Here is an 18,113-nt window from a genome sequence, read left to right on the forward strand (position 1 = left end):
AACGTTACCGACCCTATGGCCAACAGATATGAGAGTTGTGCCGTGGTCGATGATCAGCATCTCGCTCAGAAAGACAACCAGACCGAACCTCGGATTGAACGTATCCATCCCGGCAACGATCACCAGACTGACCGGGCGGAGAAAAAGCGTCCGTCATTCGTCCGCAGGCATCCCCTTTGGATCCTGCTTGGCCTGATTGTTGTCGCTGCCCTTGCCGCCGCCACGTGGTTCGCCTGGCAGATCTATTTCCAGCCTTATGAATCGACCGACGACGCCTTCATCGACGCTCGCAGCTTCTCGCTTGCCATGAAGGTTTCCGGCTATGTCACCGATGTTCCCGTGACCGACAATCAGCATGTTCAGGCTGGCGATGTCATCCTGAAGATCGATCCGCGCGATTACCAGATCACCCTCGACCAAGCCAACGGACAGGTAAATGTTGCGGCCGCCGCGCTCCAAAGCGCCGGTGCCCAGATCGACGCCGCAGGCGCCGCGATCGATGTCGCAAAGGCCCAGCAGAACTCGGCAGCGGCGGCGCTGCAATATGCACAGCAGGAGGCCGCACGCCAGCAGCAACTGGTCAAAAGCGGTTCCGGCAGCGTGCAGGCAGTGCAGCAGGCGACCTCCAACCTGCAGCAGAGCCAGGCGAGCCTTGCACAGGCCGAGGCAAACATAACCTCGGCGCAGAAGAACAAGGCGGTTGCCGAAGCCCAGAGGGCGAGTTCTGCCGCGAGTTTGAGCCAAGCGCGGGCTCAGGCCGAAGAGGCGCAGCAGAACCTCAAATATACGACGATCGTCGCGGCCCAACGCGGCCGTGTCGTCCGCCTCACTGGTGCCAAAGGGCAATACATCGAAGCCGGACAGGCCATCTCGATGTTCGTTCCCGACGAAATCTGGATCACCGCGAATTTCAAGGAGACGCAGTTGACCGACATGCGGCCGGGGCAGCCGGTGGATGTGACGATCGATGCCTATCCGGATCACAAGCTGCACGGCAAGGTCGCATCGGTTCAGCCCGGCTCCGGCACGGCGTTCTCCCTGCTTCCCGCCGAGAACGCGACCGGCAACTATGTGAAGGTCACACAGCGCGTGCCGGTGAAGATTGTCGTCGACAATTGGCCGGCGGATCTCTCGATCGGTCCCGGCATGTCCGTGGTCCCCACGGTCACCATCCGGCCGAGGCATTGACATGAGCGGCGCAAACACAACCGCTGGCGGAGCGACCACCCCCGCCGCGGGCGCCACCAATCCATGGCTGATCGCGGTCGTGGTCTCGCTTGCGACCTTCATGGAAGTCCTGGACACGACGATCGCCAATGTGGCGCTGCGCTATATTTCGGGCGGCCTTGCAGTCAGCGCGGACGAGGCTTCCTGGGTGGTTACGACCTATCTCGTTTCCAACGCAACCATTTTGGTCGCCAGCAGCTTCATCGCCGAACGACATGGCAGACGTCGCTTCTATCTCTCTTGCCTCGCGATCTTCACGATCGCCTCCGTTCTCTGCGGACTGGCGTGGAATCTCCAATCGCTTCTCATCTTCCGCGTCATCCAGGGATTTGCCGGCGGCGGCATGGTGCCGACGTCGCAGGCGATCCTCGCCGATTCATTTCCGCCGGCAAAACGCGGCCAGGCATTTGCGATGTTCGGCGTTGCGGTCGTGGTGGCGCCAGTGATCGGCCCCACGCTCGGCGGCTATCTCTCGGATAATTATTCATGGCACTGGTGTTTCCTGATCAACGGCCCGGTGGGCGTCTTTGCCTTCATCCTCGTCTATTTTCTGGTGGAGCGATCGCAGGAAATGCGCCGAAAACGGCAGGAGCTCCGCAGGCAAGGCATCCGCTTCGATCTTGTCGGCTTCCTGCTTGTGGCAACATTTCTCGGTTCGCTCGAACTCGTTCTCGATCGCGGTCAGACGGAAGATTGGTTCGATTCAAATTTCATCATCGCTATGACGGCGCTTTGTGTGTTGGCCTTTGCACTGGCGATCCCCTGGGTGCTGACGAAATCGAACCCGATCATTGATGGACGGCTGCTTGGAACCCGGCAGTTCGGATCCTGCTTCATCGTCATGATGGCAACCGGCGCGATCCTGATCGCGACGACGCAATTCCTTCCGCAGGTCCTGCAGCAGGATTATGGATACACCGCCACCTGGGCCGGCCTCGCGCTATCGCCGGGCGGTCTCGTCACCATGGTCATGATGTTCGTCGCGGGTCGCCTGACCACGGTGGTCCAGCCGAAATACATGATCGCCACCGGTGCATTGATCATTGCAGGGTCGATGTGGTGGCTGACGCGGCTCAATCCCAACCTCAATTTTGCGTTCTTCGTCTGGTCGCGGCTTTATATCGGATTGGGCCTGCCGTTGATCTTCATCGCGATCACCTCAGCCTCTTATTACGGCCTGCGGCCGGACCAGACCAATCAGGCCTCCGCCATGATCAACGCGGCGCGCAATATCGGCGGCTCGATCGGTGTCTGCATTGCCTTGAACGTTCTGGCACATCGCGAGCAATGGCACCAAAGCCGGCTCGTCGAACACATAGTCCCATCCGCCCCAGCCTACCAGGAGACCCTCCAGACCATGATGCGCTACTTTGCGCAGAAAGGCGCGACCATGGCCGACGCGCAATCGCAGGCGACAGCATGGATCGGACAACAGGTTCAGATGCAATCGAGCTATCTCGCCTATATCGACGTTTTTTACGTGCTGACTCTCATCGCCCTCTCGGCAATCCCACTTGCCCTGATCCTCAGCAATATCGACCTTGGAAAAGGCGGCGGTGGAATGCACTGAAGGCTCAAGGCATCTTGCGTTGAACCGGTTATGAATTACCGAAGGCAGCGGATGTTCGCTTCGGGGCCGAGAATATGGGAGCGAACAGGTAGCTGAGCCTTTTCGAGGTAGTGGCTGTGATGTGGTCGGCATCCTTATAGAGCGGCATGCCGTCTTGTGTCGCGTCGCAATGCCCATCGTGGCAGATCGCAGGCAGCGGGTCGACTATAGCCGCGCCGTATTTGGCCGCTAGACCAGCCAGAATAGCGCGCGACAATGCCTGCCGTTTCGCAACGTAACTCCACGGCGGGGCAACCTCCGTCGATGTCTTGGTCATCACAGCCTTGGCGACGGCTTCCGGCATGTACCGGCCCATTTCCGGCACGTCCATGACCAACACAACCTTGGTTCCCTGCTGCGTCAGCTCCGCCACCAGCCTGTCGAGGGATGCCGTGACTGGTGCGGACTTGTCCTCTAATGGCGGCGGCACCGATGGGTCGAAGTAGACGCCCTCATGCGGCAACTCGGCATCATGCACATATTTCGGCCAGTAGGCGATCAGGAATACCAGCGGAATATGCTTCGATCTAACGAGATCACGGACGGCTGCATTGAACTCGCCGCACCGCTTCACATCACCGCGAGCCGGAAGCTGCGCATCCGGCAATGGCGGACATGACGCATGTCCCGCAAACAGACCGGAAACGCCAGCCTGTTTCGCCGCCTCGTCAATCGCCGGAGACATAGCTCCGGAATGCGAATCTCCCCAAACAAGGAAGGAAGGAGAGGCCGATCCGTCAGCGCCGAGCGGACAAAGTTTTCCCGCGCGTATGTCTGATAGAGACGGGCCGGTCGTATCGGAGTCGGCAAAACATGGCGGTGCGCCGTAACGGCTGATGTCATATGTTGCGGCGTAGACCTTCTGTACATCGGCCGGGAGGCGGCTCGGCGCACCATTGTCGCGAATGACGTAGCTACCGAATCCGACCACCGCGACCATGACCACTGCTGCGGCCGCGAATAAGGGCCTTCGACCCAAACGACTGCCACGACCGCGAAAAGGCTGCTCGATGAACCGCCACGAAAATGAGGCGAGAGCGAGCGAGACGACGACGATCAAGCCACTCTGGACCGGGGAAAGCTCGCGGCCAAAGATTTCGCGTGTGAAGACGATGATCGGCCAATGCCAGAGATAGAGGGAATAGGAAACCAGGCCGACGAACACTAGCGGCCTCGCCCGCAGCGCTCGTCCGGCCAATCCATGTTCCGCTCCAGCATAGATCACCAGGGCCGCACCGAGGCAGGGCAGCAAAGCGGCAGGGCCGGGAAATAGAGTATGATCGGTGAAACCGAAGACGGCGATGGCGATCAGGATTACGCCGAGGGCCGCAAGGCTCTCCCGCACCACAGGCCGGGCCGGTCTCGGTATCACATGGAAAGCCAGCAAAGCGCCGATCAGCAATTCCCAGGCGCGGAACTGCAAAAGGTAGAATGCCGCCGCAGGCGTGCGGAAGACCGTCCAGGCACTCGCCGCGAACGAGGCGATCAACAGGCCAAGCAGAATGGGCACCGTATAGCGCCGCGCAAATCGGTTGACCGCCAACAGCAGCAGCGGAAACAGGATGTAGAACTGCTCTTCGACTGCCAGCGACCAGGTGTGCAGCAGCGGTTTCAACTGCGCGCCGATGTCGAAATAACCGCTCTCCTTCTCGAACTGAATGTTCGAGGTGAACAATGCGGCGGCCTTTACACTGCGGGCGAAATATTCCAGCTCGACCGGCATCAGAAGCAACCATGCCGCTATGGACGAGGCTGCAAGGACGGCAAAGAGCGCCGGAAAAATTCGCCGTATTCGCCTCTCGTAGAAACGCACGATGCTGAAATCGTCGCGAGCAACCTCACCCGAGATCAGCGAAGCCATCAGGAACCCGGAGATGACGAAGAAAACATCGACGCCGACGAAACCGCCGCTGAACCCCGGAATGCCCGCGTGATACAGCACGACTGGCAGGATCGCCAGCGCGCGAAGCCCGTCGATATCGGCGCGATATTTTAAATGGCCTGGAATAGGCTGGCGCACGAACTCCGGAACAGGAGAATCACGCAGTACTATGAGATTCAATCTTATTCTCCGAAGGCCACGAGGGTTCTGCGTCTGGCGTGGCCAAGCTGTTATCGCGGCGAGCTGACGTTAAACTGAAAACTCACCGCAGCGACTTAGGTTCAGCCCATATTCGTCTTGTTCGGTCGCTTAGCTGAGGTTTGGTGGATTTCAGCGGGTTGTAAGGAAGACCTAATAGCTCTCGATAAGCTGGGGTCGGCGAGGAGTGTGAAGAGCTGATATGACCAACATTACACTCCGCAACGTGGTCAAACGTGTGGCGCTTCTTAACCTCGGCTATTTCTGTGTCGAGTTTGTGGTCGCGCTGTCCATCGGTTCGGTATCGCTCTTTGCCGACAGCGTCGATTTCCTCGAAGACGCGTCGGTTAATCTCCTGATCCTGATGGCACTAGGCTGGAGCGCCCGCAATCGCGCCCGCGTTGGCATGGCTCTTGCCGCGATCCTGCTCGTTCCCGGGCTGGCGACCATCTGGACCGCCTGGAAGAAATTCATGATGCCGGTTGCGCCGGAACCACTGCCCCTATCGCTGGCGGGCCTCGGCGCGCTCGCTATCAATCTTTCCTGCGCCATGATGCTGGCCCGTTTTCGCGCGCATGGCGGCAGCCTAACCCGGGCAGCGTTTTTATCGGCTCGCAACGACACGCTCGCCAATGTCGCCATCATTGCGGCAGGTCTCGTGACCGCATTTCTCTGGAATTCCGCCTGGCCGGACCTGATCGTCGGCATCGCCATCGCCGTCATGAACGCCGATGCGGCGCGTGAGGTATGGACGGCGGCCAGGGGCGAACATAGCGCCGCCGCCTGAGATGCCCTGCTGTCGCCGCTTCGGTGGGATGCTAGGCTTGCACGCCTGACGTGCGGGCCATGCTCGGCTGGGATGCCAATTGCGCGGCCATGTCAGCCGTTCGATCTAGGACCGTCATTGCCTGTGAGATGAGCTCATCAAGCGCATCGGCACTCTCACAAGCCCGCACGATCAACGGCGCACTCAGGCATATCCTCAAGGCACTGGCGGGCATATCGCCGAAATCGGCGCAGCGAACGGGCTGACCGAGACGCACCGGTATAAGGCCGTTCTGCTCAACGGCAAGGTTCTTGTATACCGCGGCCATCTCCGTCGCCGTCAGGATGCCGTCCTGATGGGGATTGCGCAGATAGAATGAGAAGATCGAAGGTATTTCATCCCAGCCCGGGGCGTGCGAGTCGCCGCACAGGCTCTTCCGGTCTATCGGTCGGCTATCGAGCAGTTCGAAGGCGCTATCGTGCTTCAGCCGCTCTCCGACCGCCTCTGCAAAAGCGTTCAGCACCGAAATCACCTTTTGCTCAGGCATGCCAACGAAGCGCTCCAGTTCGAACAGCGCCGCCTTCCATCGTAGCAAGAGGCCGAAATTGGCGTGATCTGGCAACGCGTCCCGGGCCACCCAGCCTTCCGGCCAATCCGCTTTCGCGCAATAATCGGCAAAAGCCGGAGACAAAGGCCGCTGTTTCAAGCGATCCGACATCCGAGGCGGACACAGCAGCGCCCCGCTGAAAATCGGACCGGCCAGGAATTTGGAGCCGGTGACGGCCACAAGGAAATCATGGGCCAGATAGGCACGGATCGTTGCCCCGGAGACGCGAAACTGGCAGGCGTCGATCATGATATCGAGCATGGCGCCGAAGCGCGCTTTCAGGCGAAAGACCGTTTCGAGGCCTGGCGCCAGCAGGCTGGTCTTGGAAACATCCGTGACGACCAAAAGGCATCTGAGTTCAGCCGCGCGGGCAAGCTCGATCAACCCCCTCAATTCCAATTCTATCTCTTCTTCGCTCCGCAACGTGCCATCCGGATTGCGCACCGCGACCGTCGTATTTCGCGTGGCATGTCCCGGGCTTAGTTCCTCACCCTTGGCGACGGGCCTATTGCTGCTGACGCGGCTCATGAAGTGACGCCCGGCTGCGGCAGTCATCACCCCGCTCCCGGTCTCGTTGCCCATCAGCGTGATGGTCATCAAGGTCCGATCGTCCTGGCGCGCCAGCAGCTCCGCAGCGAAAAGATGGATATCGGTGCCTGACGTCGCCATGACGGCATCCACCCGCGAAGGCCCTGAGCCTTGATCGAGGCCAAGCAGATGCAGCAGTTTCGTCCGCATCCGCGCGATCTCCCGCGCGTAGATGTCGGTCGCAGCCCGCGTTTCCATCTCCCGCAAAAGATCAGCATAATAAGCGCCGACCGCCGCGAAAGCCGGTGCGGAAATGGTCGATGCCGTCGAGGAGCCGAAGGCCAGATCCTGCGGCCGGGGCGATGGCCCGTAACCATACATGTTGAGACCGGTTGCAGCGTCGCACTCCAATCTCTCGTCCCCACCGGAAATCAGGCAGGTGAGAAGCGCATCCTTGTCCTTGCCGGACGGCTTTAACGGCGCGCCTGCGGTCTCAGCCATTTTGCCGTTCGGGGCAAGGCCGGGGGCGTAGTCGTCAAAGGTCTTCAGCATGCGGAAACATTCCTCTCACAGTCCTGAGATCGAAACGCGTCAAGCGCCGCGATCTGCACGAGGCCCGCAGGATGATTTCGGGCACGGAACATTAGGACAAATAAGATGGAGCGAAGCTGACTTGCCGATGGGACGCAGATGGCGGCACCAACGATTGCTCGATATTTTCCGCACGAATGGGTCATCCGGCAAGCGCAGGCGCGGCCCCTCTACGGCGAAAAGCTCATTGAGCTCATGACAACATCGAGAATCGATCAACTCTCCCTGCTGTTGCCGAAGCTCCAAACGAAAAAGCCTGCCGCGGGAGGAGGTGCGGCAGGCTTTCGAAAAGAACCGAACAGTAGCTGGGAGGAGGAGTGCTACTGTTCCCGCAGACGACCTTGGGAGGAGGATAAGGGCGCCTACATCACGAAGGGATGCGGGAGGAGGTGCATCGCTTCGATAACCAAGATTATATCGCAGATTTGCTCAGTTCATAGGCATTTCTTTGCAGGGCAGGCATGCGTTATGCGAAAAGCGGGATGCTCCATTAGCATCGACTTACATTGAAAATGCGGGAAACCGCCGACAGCGTGCGCAAAACAAAAGCGCCCGCTCGGGAGGAAGCAGGCGCTAACGAAAAGTCGAAGTTATGGCGTTTATGAGCCGTTAGCGAGCAACCGCGCCACGAGCGATGTTGCGGATGTCGCCGCGGCCGATACCGAGGTCATCCAGTTCGCGCGTGGACATACGGCCCAGTTCGGCGACCGTTTGACGATACTTGCGCCAGTTGTTGAAAGAGCGTGCTACGTTCATGATGATCCCCTTTCTTCGGGCATTCGAAGCCGAGCTGCCGTCCGTGGCGCTCCCCTTTGCTTCGATGAGAGGTATATAATACGGCACCCTCGGTTATTGCAGCGCCAAGGCTTCACTGCACCCATGCAAGTAGCGCATGGGTCTGAAGGCGGCCCATTCTGTCACTTCAAATTCTCTCTCCGGACCAGGCCAACCGAAACATCTTTAGGGTTGACCTTTGTCAGCCCATTAGCATTCTTGCCGGTGAGCAACCGGCAAGAATTGCAGGCGCGCGTTGCTCAGACAATCAATGGCGCAAAAATAATTCGCTGCACGTGTCGTAATCTCACGCGGCCGTTCGTCATAATCGGGAAAGCGCCAAGCGGTTCACCGTTCCAGGCAATTCGATTGCCCTTCTGAATTCAAACTCAAGGCAGCACCATGACGACCGAAAGCCAGACTTTTGCCGATGTGGAACAGGATATTCCCACCGTGGAAGACCATAGTGCCCGCAACAAACTCGTTATAGCCCTGCTGCTGGTGTCGGCTTTTGTCGTCATTCTCAACGAAACCATCATGGGTGTTGCGCTCCCCCATCTGATGGCGGATCTCGATATCACCGCGAGTGCCGCTCAGTGGTTGACCACGGCCTTCATGCTGACCATGGCCGTCGTCATCCCGATCACCGGATACCTGCTGCAACGGCTCAACACCCGGCCAGTATTCATTCTCGCCATGTCGCTCTTCAGCGCCGGTACGCTGATCTCGGCGCTGGCGCCGGGTTTCGCCGCACTTGTTCTCGGGCGGATCGTGCAAGCCTCGGGCACGGCGATCATGATGCCACTGCTGATGACGACAGTGATGACCTTGGTGCCGCCGGACTCCCGCGGCAGGACCATGGGTAATATCTCGGTCGTCATATCGGTGGCGCCGGCCATCGGGCCAACCATTTCCGGCCTCATCCTTTCGGCGCTCGAATGGCGCTGGCTGTTTCTCCTGGTCTTGCCGATCGCGTTGGGCGCATTGACGCTTGGCGCCTTGCGGATGAAGAACGTGACGGTTCCAACCACCGCGCCGATCGATATCTTTTCGATCATCCTCTCAGCCATCGGTTTCGGCGGTTTCGTCTACGGCCTCAGCGGGCTCGGCGACGCAGCACTTCGCGCGCCCGTGGTGTCGCCATGGATTCCGCTCCTGACCGGCGCTGTCGTCATCGCGGTTTTCGTATTGCGTCAGTTGCATTTGCAGAAACAGAATAGAGCGCTGCTCGATCTGCGCACCTTGACCACAAAGACCTTCACGATCGCCGCCGCCATGATGGCCATTCTGATGATGTCGATGTTCGGCGTCTTCATCCTGCTGCCCATCTATCTGCAAAACGTGCTGGGATTGTCGACGCTGCAAACCGGACTGCTGTTGCTGCCTGGCGGGCTGATCATGGGCCTTTGCGCACCGACCGTCGGGCGCCTGTTCGATAAATACGGTCCAGCACCGTTGATCATTCCGGGGGCCATCATGCTCAGCATGGTGATGGGCGGACTGGTCTTCATTCAGCAGGATACGCCGTTTTGGATGCTGTTGATCGCCCATATCGTGCTCAGCATCGGTCTTGCGCTGATGTTCACGCCGCTATTCACCGTCAGCCTGGGATCGCTACCGCCGAACCTCTATTCGCATGGCAGCGCCATGCTCGGTGCGACCCAGCAAGTCGCCGGTGCCGCCGGCACCGCGCTGTTCGTCGCGATCATGACGCTCCGGTCCACCAGCCTCTCCGCTAGCGGCGCCAGTATCCTTACGGCAACGATCGGCGGCATTAAGGCGGCATTTCTCTGTGGGACGATCATCTCGCTGGGAGCGATCGCGGCGGCCTTGTTCATCAGAAAGCCAAAACACGGGCCGGAGGCGGGCCACCACCACTAGAGACATTTAACGCTGCGGAAGCTCGGTCATCTCGATACTGCGATTTGCTGGTGACAGGGCGGTCTTTCTCTGCGAAAAAGACGGTGATGAGAGACAGGGGCGCCCGTCGCGTGATGGGCTGAGAAGCACCCTTTGAACCTGAACCAGATAATGCTGGCGGAGGGAGTCGCTCGGGGTCTCGGCGTGCTCTTGTCGTTGTCCCCTTCGCGTCTCGCCCCGCCCGAAAGGGGCGATATGCAAGATAAAACCACTCCCGGCGCGCTGCTGACGGCCATGCGGACAAACCCTCCGCTGGTGCAATGCCTCACCAACTTGGTCACGACGGCGTATGCCGAAACGGAGGTCGGCGAATTCGCCGCAATCTCCGGTGCGTTGTCTATCGGCTGGATCAGAAAGGCACGCCCATGATCCGAAACGTCCTCTCCATCGCCGGCTCCGACCCCTCCGGCGGCGCCGGCATTCAAGCCGACCTGAAGACATTTTCGGCACGCGGCGTCTACGGCATGGCGGCGCTGACCGCGTTGACGACCCAGAACACGCAAGGCGTTTCCGGCGTTCACCCCGTTCCTCCGCAGTTCGTCGCCGATCAGATCAAGGCGATCTTTGCCGATATACGCGTCGATGCCGTCAAGATCGGCATGATTGCCAATGCGGCAATCGCCGAAGCCGTTGCCGATGCGCTCGCTCCCCATCGAGGCGTGCCAATCGTGCTGGACCCCGTCATGATCGCCAAGGGCGGTGCGGCGCTGCTTGCCGCGGATGCCGTCGACGTCCTGACCAACCAGCTTCTTCCCCTGGCCACGCTGCTGACGCCCAATCTGCCCGAAGCGGCGGCGCTTCTGCACGAACCCGTTGCCGAAAATCGCGAGACGATGGCGCGGCAGGCCCAGGCCTTGGCAAAGCTCGGTCCGCTGGCCGTTCTGGTCAAGGGCGGGCATCTTGCCGGCAATGAAAGCCCTGATGTTCTCGCAAGCCCGGAGGGGCTGACCTGGTTCGAAGCGGGTCGCATGCCAACCAAGAATACGCATGGAACCGGCTGCACGCTGTCCAGTGCCTTGGCCGCTGAGATCGCAAAGGGTTCGACACTGACGGAAGCTGTTACCACCGCCAAGCATTATCTTGCGGGCGCGGTTGCGGCGGCCGAAACGCTCACCGTCGGAACCGGTCATGGGCCGGTCCAGCACTTCTACGAGCTTTGGCCATAAAGCTGAACGGCGACATATGTCGACTAACAGGCGAACATACGTCCTTTGCTGCGCAGTTGACGCAAGTTTTAAGTGCGATATAATTAAAAATCACCACCATTAAAAGAGTGAACACATGATCAAGTTCTTATTGATGATGAGTGTCCTCGCTTTTGGAATTGCTGGTTTTGTCGTCGTTGACGAGAACCGAGCAATGGCCGCTGGTCCCTGCAATTCATCAGCTCAAAACTGCCCCTGAGAGATAGACCTCGGACGCCTGGCGATGAACGATTTGATCTACGCGGGCGCCATTGCAGCCGGAGCGGTGACGCTGCTGATCGAGGCATTTCGGAATTTCAACTCGCAAACCGGCGACCATCCATTCTCGCTGCACCCGATTCTCAAAGAAGTCGAGGTGAGGAACCTCTGCACGACCGGCGAGATTATCGCCGGTTTCACCTTCTATGCTGCCTTATACCTTATCGTCTACGCCGTGGTCTTGGGCTCGGCAGAGGTGTATGACCTGTTATTGAGCGCGAGCAAGGCCAGAAGCGAAATCGGCGCAACCGACAACGTCCTGTTGCCCGCAAGTGACCCGTCGGTACTGTCTGCGACGAGCTACGGCAAACCCATCTTCGTTTCTGCCCTCTTAATTTCATTCCTGTCGATTGGCGCTGTCAAACCCATCGAAGCGACGATGAGAAGTCTTGCTCATCGGATGGCCGGTATCCCCCGGGGCGTCTACAGGGTCATAGAGAGTCTACGCAGCGTGGACTATGAGGAGTTCCTAAGAGATCAACCGGGATTGTTGGTCACAAGTTTTCGCGACGCGACTGAATCAATCAAGAGTAGTATCGGTTTAAGCAGGAAAATAGCGGAGATTGAGTCATCGTTGGCCACGATTGACTATCTCTCGGTCGCTACAAACGCGAATAATCGAATGCTGTACTTCCCGCTATATCAAATGTCTGAGCTGGAAGCACTGTCGAACAAACTCGACGGGCAGCTCACCGCCTTGCACGACCTCATAGCTGCTTTACAAAAGAAGCTTCAATCCGGCGGCGAAGACGGAGCCGCAAAGCCCGATATACATGAAATATGGGAGGCTCTTTCGAATCTCCAGCGCGAAGCGGCGATCGCGCGATCGAATACGATGGCAGTGTTCGCCGTCTTGTTCGTGCGCAATAACCGGTCAGTCTTCAGCCAAAGCGGCTTGCTCCGCAGGCGCCCTCCGAAACTCGGTCAGAAGTCTCAAAGGAAAGAAGAAACAAGACCTCTGAGCCCGATGGAAAAAACCATAAAGCGAATCCAGGAAAAATATAACGCCGAACAAAACTCGTTCGCGATCAGCATGATGGTTGGCTTGGTCCTTGGCGCAATCGCGACTTTTCTCATTTACAACCAGTGGCGTGACTGGAAAGTGCAAAGTGATCCAGGCGTGTATAGCGAACAAACACGCGTCTTAGAGAACGAAATTGCTAATCAAGTGAGAGCAAACAATAATGCAAGCGCGAACAATGATAAATTAAATACAAAGGATACCATCGCCCAACCTGTTTGTTCCCCAACTGACGCCGATTGCAAGACGAAGGAAGCCATTCGCCGATATAATCTTACGCAACGGCCCATTTTCATCGAAACGACAGCCTGGGATACTCTTCATTCGGGACTTCTGGTTCTCTTGAGCGTTTTCTTTGTGCTCGTCGCGCGCGAGGTACGCATCGAGCAACAATCATGGCGAACGGACTGGAAATTCTATCAGTTTCCGTTCCTAACGCTGCTTGGCATGTCCTTGCTGTCGGGGCTTATCGCAGTTTTTGCGTCGGCTGCGGTAAACTTTGCTAAGTTGGCATGGGCCGTAAATTTTCATCTGACACAAACGCAAATCATTTTTCTGTTTGAACAATCAGGGGAGTTTTTTGCCCTCCATTTTGGGGCCGGGCTGATCCTCTCATTCGCGGCCCTCGTTATTATGGATAAGCACAGACATCTCAGTGTTTTTTGGACAGTATTAATCAGTATTATTTTCTCTGCAGTATATGCGGGATATATGTGGCTTGCGATTTTCCTGACCTATGGATCTGCACTTCCCTCAGCACCAAAAGCCGCTTTGTTCTCACAACAAACGAGAGATACGTTTATTTTTTGCTTCGTTCCATTTCTATTTCTTCTGACATTCGCCGTTATGCTTGAGATTACGGAGGCTGGAGACGACGACGTGAAATAGAAACTGAACTAAGGGGGCGATCAATGAATACTGCACTGCTCAGTTCGCTTTTTGCGTGTTTTGTCTTTATCGCGGGAGGGGTCGCGGAAGCCGAGCCTCCCCAGCAACCGCCAGTCACGACATGCAACGAGAAGACGCAGCTTTGCATCGGGGTCCGAAGCGATGCCCGGCCATTTTCTTATAGGTCGAGCCTGCCCGGCGAGAAGGCATCCGATGCGGCACGCGGTCCGTTGGAACGAGCCGGTTATACGGGCTACATGGTGCGAATATGTGATGCCGCCCTCGCCGAGATGATACTGGACGCAAAGCCAGGCGAATTGACCTTCAATGATATCGGCATCTACGACATTGACGAGGCGCGTGAAAAAGAAGCGTTAGCCGCTGCGGCCACCGTTGCAGGCAAAGACGCCACCACGAGCAACACTATTTCCCCGATAAACGATTCGCGTTTCCTCGACCTTGGCGTCAAGTTTGACATACTCTGCGATCCGGCAACGATCACCAATGAACGGCGCAACGGCTTCATGGTTTCTGCGCCGCTCTTTTTAACCGGGATAAGCTACATCACACGCAAGGGGGAGGATCCGCCGGATAAAATCTGTTCCTACCCCAAAAAGCCATTAATCGGTCTTGTAGGTGGGACGACAGCTCAGAATGAGGGAATCAATGCGCTTCTGATTGCGCATGAGCTTCCCAAATTCGAAGACGCGCTAATCGATTACTTGCGCGGCGATCCGCTGAATCCGGATTCAAAGCCTTTGTGCGGAGAAGGTACTGAAAACAGGGTCAAGTCCTATAGCGGGTATACAGCCGCGGCAAACGCATTCTGCCATGATGATTTTCACTATTTCGTGGGTGATCTCGAAATCATTACCGAAAACGTCAAGATGATCCCGGGATGCGCGTATGACAATGGCACGAGGACTTATACTAACGATCGCTACGCAGTCTTCGGGAAGGCTAGGCCCGAGAATGACAATAGGGGTACCGCGCGTCAGTTACTGGTCGCCAGTTTTTTTGAGTTTCTTTCACAAAAGGTCGTGTTCAACCCCTCCATCCTCGACAAGGCTTTCGGTGATACGTTCCAAGGCGCAACTCCCAGCCACAAGCTCGACGTATTTTACTGGAGTGTCCGCGGGGAGCGCGAATAAGACGCCCGTCACCACGACAAGATCCCCATCGCCAGCGGGATGACTCGTGTGAGGTCCAAGTCATTATCAATATCGGTCGATCCGGAGGTAAAACACCCGGCTCTACGTCCGCATTTCACTGGCGCGCCTTAGTGCTTCAATTCCCGCTCGAACGCTTCAATCTGCCGGAGTACCCATGGATCATCGGCGGAATAGTGAACAGTCTCCTGCTCCGCCCGCTTCCAGCGTCGGCCCGAGAGCCAGTCAATCAAAGCGAGAAGCAGCCGCATGCGAGTTATCCGTGCCGTTCAGGGAATTGAGAGGCCCGGCCGCCTGCCTCGTGAGCTGTCAGCAGCCGAGCCTCAATCAACCGCAAGGCGTTGCGGCGATTGTTTATTTGCCTTCCGCTAAATGAATGTTAGCTGAACAAATATACAGCTTATAAGAGAATATTTATATTCGTCATGGAGATCGATGAGGCATATCGCCCCTCTCGGTCTAGGGTCTGGTTTCAAGCGCGATACCTTCCAGGTCTGGTCTTACGGGCATCTTGTTCTAGGCTCTGGGCTGTGCCGGCTCTTCTTGAGATCGATGAACGTGTGCCAGAGGACGGTGGCAAGAATGATGGCGCCGCCGACGAAGGTGGCAAGCGGCGGTTTTTCGGAAAAAAACAGCCAGACCCAGAATGGCGTGAGCACAATCTCCATCGTCCCGATAAGAGCGGCGTCCGCGGGCGGCATGCGCTTCGCGCCGGCGAGAAACAGGACGAGCGCAAAGGAGAAATTGGTTGCTCCAAAGGCGGCAAGCACCAGCCAGTTGTGCAGATCGAGCGAACCGACCGAGCTGAACGGTGCAAAGATGACGAGTGTCAGGAAGGCGCCGATGATGGTCGGCGGCAGGCTCGGTACACTGCGGTCGATGCGCGGAATGATGATGACTAAGGCGAATGAGGCCGTCATCCCAAGTGCTAGGAGATCGCCGAGACCGGTGCCGCCGCCGATCGAGGAGGCAACGATGATCGCCACACCGAGCAGGCAGACGCCGCCTGCAATCAGCGTTCTCCGCGGCACCCGCTCCTTCAAGATCGCCCAGCCGAGGAAGGCGGCGATGAAGGGCGCCGTGGCATAGATCATGGTCACATTCGCGACGGTGGTCATATAAAGCGCGCCGATGAAGCAGGCCTGGCTGAAGGTTTGGCAGGCGATCATCGCAAGCCCCGACGGGTGAAAGACCGAGCTCCATTGGCGACGCGAGAATCCGCCTTCAAGAAAGAAGCTCGGGATCAGCAGGAACAATCCGCCGAACAGGGACCGCCACGCGATCGCCGTCCAGAGATCCGTCGTCAGCAGCCGCGCATAGACGCCGCTGGCGCTCCAAGCGAGCGTTGCCGCAACGACGAGGGCGACGCCCTTTTCGTACTCATTGGCAGAGAATGATCTGGCGGGGGCCTGAATGGTCATGTGCGGTATCTCGGAAGCGAAGCACCTGAACGGATCGCCCCTGTGTGCGCCGATATTTGACATCAGACAAACGAATAGTAGAGATATATGCCATCGGAAATTTTTGTGGCTTGCCCATGCGCGAACCCATCGAAAGCGATTTGCTCCGGACGTTTCTCATCATCACCGAGACGTCGAATTTTTCCGTTGCCGCACAGCGCATTGGCCGCACGCAATCGGCCGTCAGCGCCCAAATCAAGCGTCTCGAAGAAATTGTCGGCGAGGCGCTATTCGAAAGAAGCGCACGTGGGGTCGTGCTGACCCGGCCGGGAAATCAGTTGCTGCCCTACGCCCGACGGATCGTCGACCTGTTAAACGAGGCTGCAGCAACGATCCGCACCAAACCGTTGAATGGACCTGTGCGGATCGGAATTCCCGAGGAATATAGCCAAACCGTCCTGCCCGCGGCGCTTGCCGCCTTCGCTGTCCGGCACCCGGCCGTCGAAGTGACCGTTTCCTGCGACTACACCGCTCGAAATCTCAGCGCGCTGGAGAAGGACGAACTCGATATCGCTGTGGTCTTCGACTGGAGCAATCAGACCACTGGCGAGGTGCTCTGCATCGATCCGACAGTCTGGGTGACATCATTGGTGCACCGCTTGCATGACGCAACGCCGCTGCCTGTTGCGACATACCGGAACTCGACCTGGGCGCGCGACTTTGCCCTGCGTTCCCTGGAGCAGCAGGCGCGGCCCTATCGCATCGCCTTCGTTGCCGATACCAGTTCCGGCCTGAAAAACGCCGTCTCCGCCGGCCTTGCCGTTACGACACTATCCCGCAGCAACATTCCGCATGGCTGCCGGGAGCTGACGAGCGACGACGGCTTTCCGCCGGTCGATTCCTCGCGCGTCGTGCTTCGCCGCAATCCCTATCATTCCAGCGAGGCGATCCAGGAGCTCGCGGAAATGGTGCGGGAAGCCTTCCAGCCTATGTCGGCTCTGCTGCAGCCGTAGAGCGCCCGCGCAGGCGCCGCCGCGTGCCGGAGGGACTTTCCGAAAAACTGGCGCGATAGCTTCGGGAAAATGCCGAAGCCGAGTTGAAGCCGGTTGTCGCGGCAATCTCAGCGAAAGAATCCTTGGTCTCGATCACCTTGCGGCGCGCGGCGTTGAGCCGAAGGGCGAGATAATGCACATGTGGAGGCGCGCCGATGCTTTCCTGAAAGAGCGCCTGGAGATGGCGAGCGCTGAGGCCGATGCGCCGCGCCAGGCGCGTCAGGACCAGCGGTTGCTCGATGTTTTCCTCCATCAGACGAATGGCCTGTGCAACGCGCGGGTCGCGCATCCGCAAGCCGGCGGTCGAGGGCGAAAGCTCAGCCGCGCTCCGCGTATTGGCCGGCTCGTAGATAAAAAGCCTGCTGACTTCGAGCGCAAGTGAATAGCCCTGCCGCCGCCGGATGATCTCCAGCATCAGGTCGACGGTCGGCAGCGAGCCGGCGGTGGTGATGCGCTTGCCGTCGATCACGAAACGATCCTTGACGGCACGGACCTGCGGATAGGCTAGCGCGAAATCGTCGAAATCCTCCCAATGAACAGCCGCCGAAACATCGTCGAGAAGGCTTGCTTCGGCGAGCAGCCAACTACCGGATTCGATGCCCGCCATCATCGAACGGTAGCGCGCCGTCTGCGACAACTGCATCTTCAGCGCCTGCGTCGCGCTGCGCCGCCAATTGTAGCTCGCCAGCACGAAGAGCGGAGTGGTGTCGCTTGTGGGGCGGAAGCCGCCCGACGCAGGAACCGGGATATGGCTCGTCGTTTCGACGGGCGCGCCATCAAGTGTAAACAAGCGCCAGCGATAGATCTCGGCTCCGGAGATACGATTGGCCCCACGCAACGGTTCGATCACCGAAGCAATCAGGATCAGGTTCGTTTCCGGAAGCACCAGCAGATCGATGTCGAGTGGTGTGTTGGACGAAGTCAGCACGGGCATTCCCTGATATTTCCGGTAATGTATCGTTCTCTTCCGAAAATGCAAAGCATTGGAACGTCGCATGCCTCGTAATGGGCTCAATAC

The 18,113-nt window shown here is 58.2% G+C and carries 14 protein-coding genes and 1 riboswitch; of the genes, 9 read left to right on the top strand and 5 right to left on the bottom strand.

Going from position 1 to position 18,113, the window contains the following annotated elements:
• The first annotated feature begins 15 nt into the window (after positions 1-15).
• Positions 16-1,188, top strand: a complete 1,173-nt coding sequence (locus PH547_RS19745; protein WP_483315556.1) for an HlyD family secretion protein — start codon at positions 16-18, stop codon at positions 1,186-1,188.
• 1 nt (position 1,189) lies between these two features.
• Complete coding sequence (locus PH547_RS19750; protein ID WP_285169155.1) at positions 1,190-2,797, top strand: DHA2 family efflux MFS transporter permease subunit; 1,608 nt, start codon at positions 1,190-1,192, stop codon at positions 2,795-2,797.
• Positions 2,798-2,825: 28 nt separating this feature from the next.
• Here the strand turns inward: PH547_RS19750 and PH547_RS19755 are convergent, their stop codons facing one another.
• Entirely contained in the window at positions 2,826-4,898 is a 2,073-nt protein-coding gene (locus PH547_RS19755) for an acyltransferase family protein (protein ID WP_285169157.1), read from the bottom strand.
• Positions 4,899-5,118: 220 nt separating this feature from the next.
• Here PH547_RS19755 and PH547_RS19760 point away from each other — a divergent pair, with 220 nt between their 5' ends.
• Positions 5,119-5,703, top strand: coding sequence for a cation efflux transmembrane domain-containing protein (locus PH547_RS19760; RefSeq protein ID WP_285169158.1), 585 nt, complete (start codon positions 5,119-5,121; stop codon positions 5,701-5,703).
• 31 nt (positions 5,704-5,734) lie between these two features.
• Here the strand turns inward: PH547_RS19760 and PH547_RS19765 are convergent, their stop codons facing one another.
• Both PH547_RS19765 and PH547_RS19770 read right to left on the bottom strand, forming a co-directional pair.
• A complete protein-coding gene (locus tag PH547_RS19765) occupies positions 5,735-7,369 on the bottom strand; it encodes a hypothetical protein (RefSeq protein ID WP_285169159.1) in 1,635 nt (544 codons plus the stop codon).
• A 648-nt stretch (positions 7,370-8,017) separates the two neighbouring features.
• Complete coding sequence (locus tag PH547_RS19770) at positions 8,018-8,164, bottom strand: DUF1127 domain-containing protein (protein WP_104826498.1); 147 nt, start codon at positions 8,162-8,164, stop codon at positions 8,018-8,020.
• Positions 8,165-8,584: 420 nt separating this feature from the next.
• On the opposite strand from PH547_RS19770, the gene PH547_RS19775 reads away from it, so the two are divergent.
• From PH547_RS19775 to PH547_RS19795, 5 genes are all read left to right on the top strand, one after another.
• Positions 8,585-10,063, top strand: a complete 1,479-nt coding sequence (locus PH547_RS19775) for a DHA2 family efflux MFS transporter permease subunit (RefSeq protein WP_285169166.1) — start codon at positions 8,585-8,587, stop codon at positions 10,061-10,063.
• An 85-nt stretch (positions 10,064-10,148) separates the two neighbouring features.
• Positions 10,149-10,245, top strand: a riboswitch (TPP riboswitch).
• Between the two features lie 52 nt (positions 10,246-10,297).
• Positions 10,298-10,471 (top strand): hypothetical protein, encoded by a 174-nt coding sequence (locus tag PH547_RS19780; RefSeq protein WP_285169167.1) that lies wholly within the window; start codon positions 10,298-10,300, stop codon positions 10,469-10,471.
• Complete coding sequence (gene thiD, locus PH547_RS19785; protein ID WP_285169168.1) at positions 10,468-11,268, top strand: bifunctional hydroxymethylpyrimidine kinase/phosphomethylpyrimidine kinase; 801 nt, start codon at positions 10,468-10,470, stop codon at positions 11,266-11,268. Before PH547_RS19780 ends, thiD begins: the two co-directional genes overlap by 4 nt.
• Positions 11,269-11,530: 262 nt before the next feature.
• Entirely contained in the window at positions 11,531-13,474 is a 1,944-nt protein-coding gene (locus PH547_RS19790) for a hypothetical protein (RefSeq protein WP_285169169.1), read from the top strand.
• Positions 13,475-13,497: 23 nt separating this feature from the next.
• A complete protein-coding gene (locus PH547_RS19795) occupies positions 13,498-14,625 on the top strand; it encodes a type 2 periplasmic-binding domain-containing protein (RefSeq protein WP_285169170.1) in 1,128 nt (375 codons plus the stop codon).
• Between the two features lie 518 nt (positions 14,626-15,143).
• On the opposite strand, the gene PH547_RS19800 is transcribed toward PH547_RS19795, so the two are convergent.
• On the bottom strand, positions 15,144-16,064 hold the full coding sequence (locus tag PH547_RS19800; RefSeq protein ID WP_285169171.1) for a DMT family transporter: 921 nt from the start codon (positions 16,062-16,064) through the stop codon (positions 15,144-15,146).
• A gap of 116 nt (positions 16,065-16,180) precedes the next feature.
• Between PH547_RS19800 and PH547_RS19805 the strand changes: the two genes are divergently transcribed.
• Entirely contained in the window at positions 16,181-17,056 is an 876-nt protein-coding gene (locus tag PH547_RS19805) for a LysR substrate-binding domain-containing protein (protein ID WP_104826492.1), read from the top strand.
• On the opposite strand, the gene PH547_RS19810 is transcribed toward PH547_RS19805, so the two are convergent.
• A complete protein-coding gene (locus tag PH547_RS19810; protein ID WP_285169172.1) occupies positions 17,031-18,029 on the bottom strand; it encodes a GlxA family transcriptional regulator in 999 nt (332 codons plus the stop codon). The genes PH547_RS19805 and PH547_RS19810 overlap by 26 nt on opposite strands.
• Positions 18,030-18,113 lie beyond the last annotated feature (84 nt).

Origin of the sequence: Rhizobium cerradonense, from assembly GCF_030182455.1 — a bacterium.
Taxonomy (GTDB): domain Bacteria; phylum Pseudomonadota; class Alphaproteobacteria; order Rhizobiales; family Rhizobiaceae; genus Rhizobium.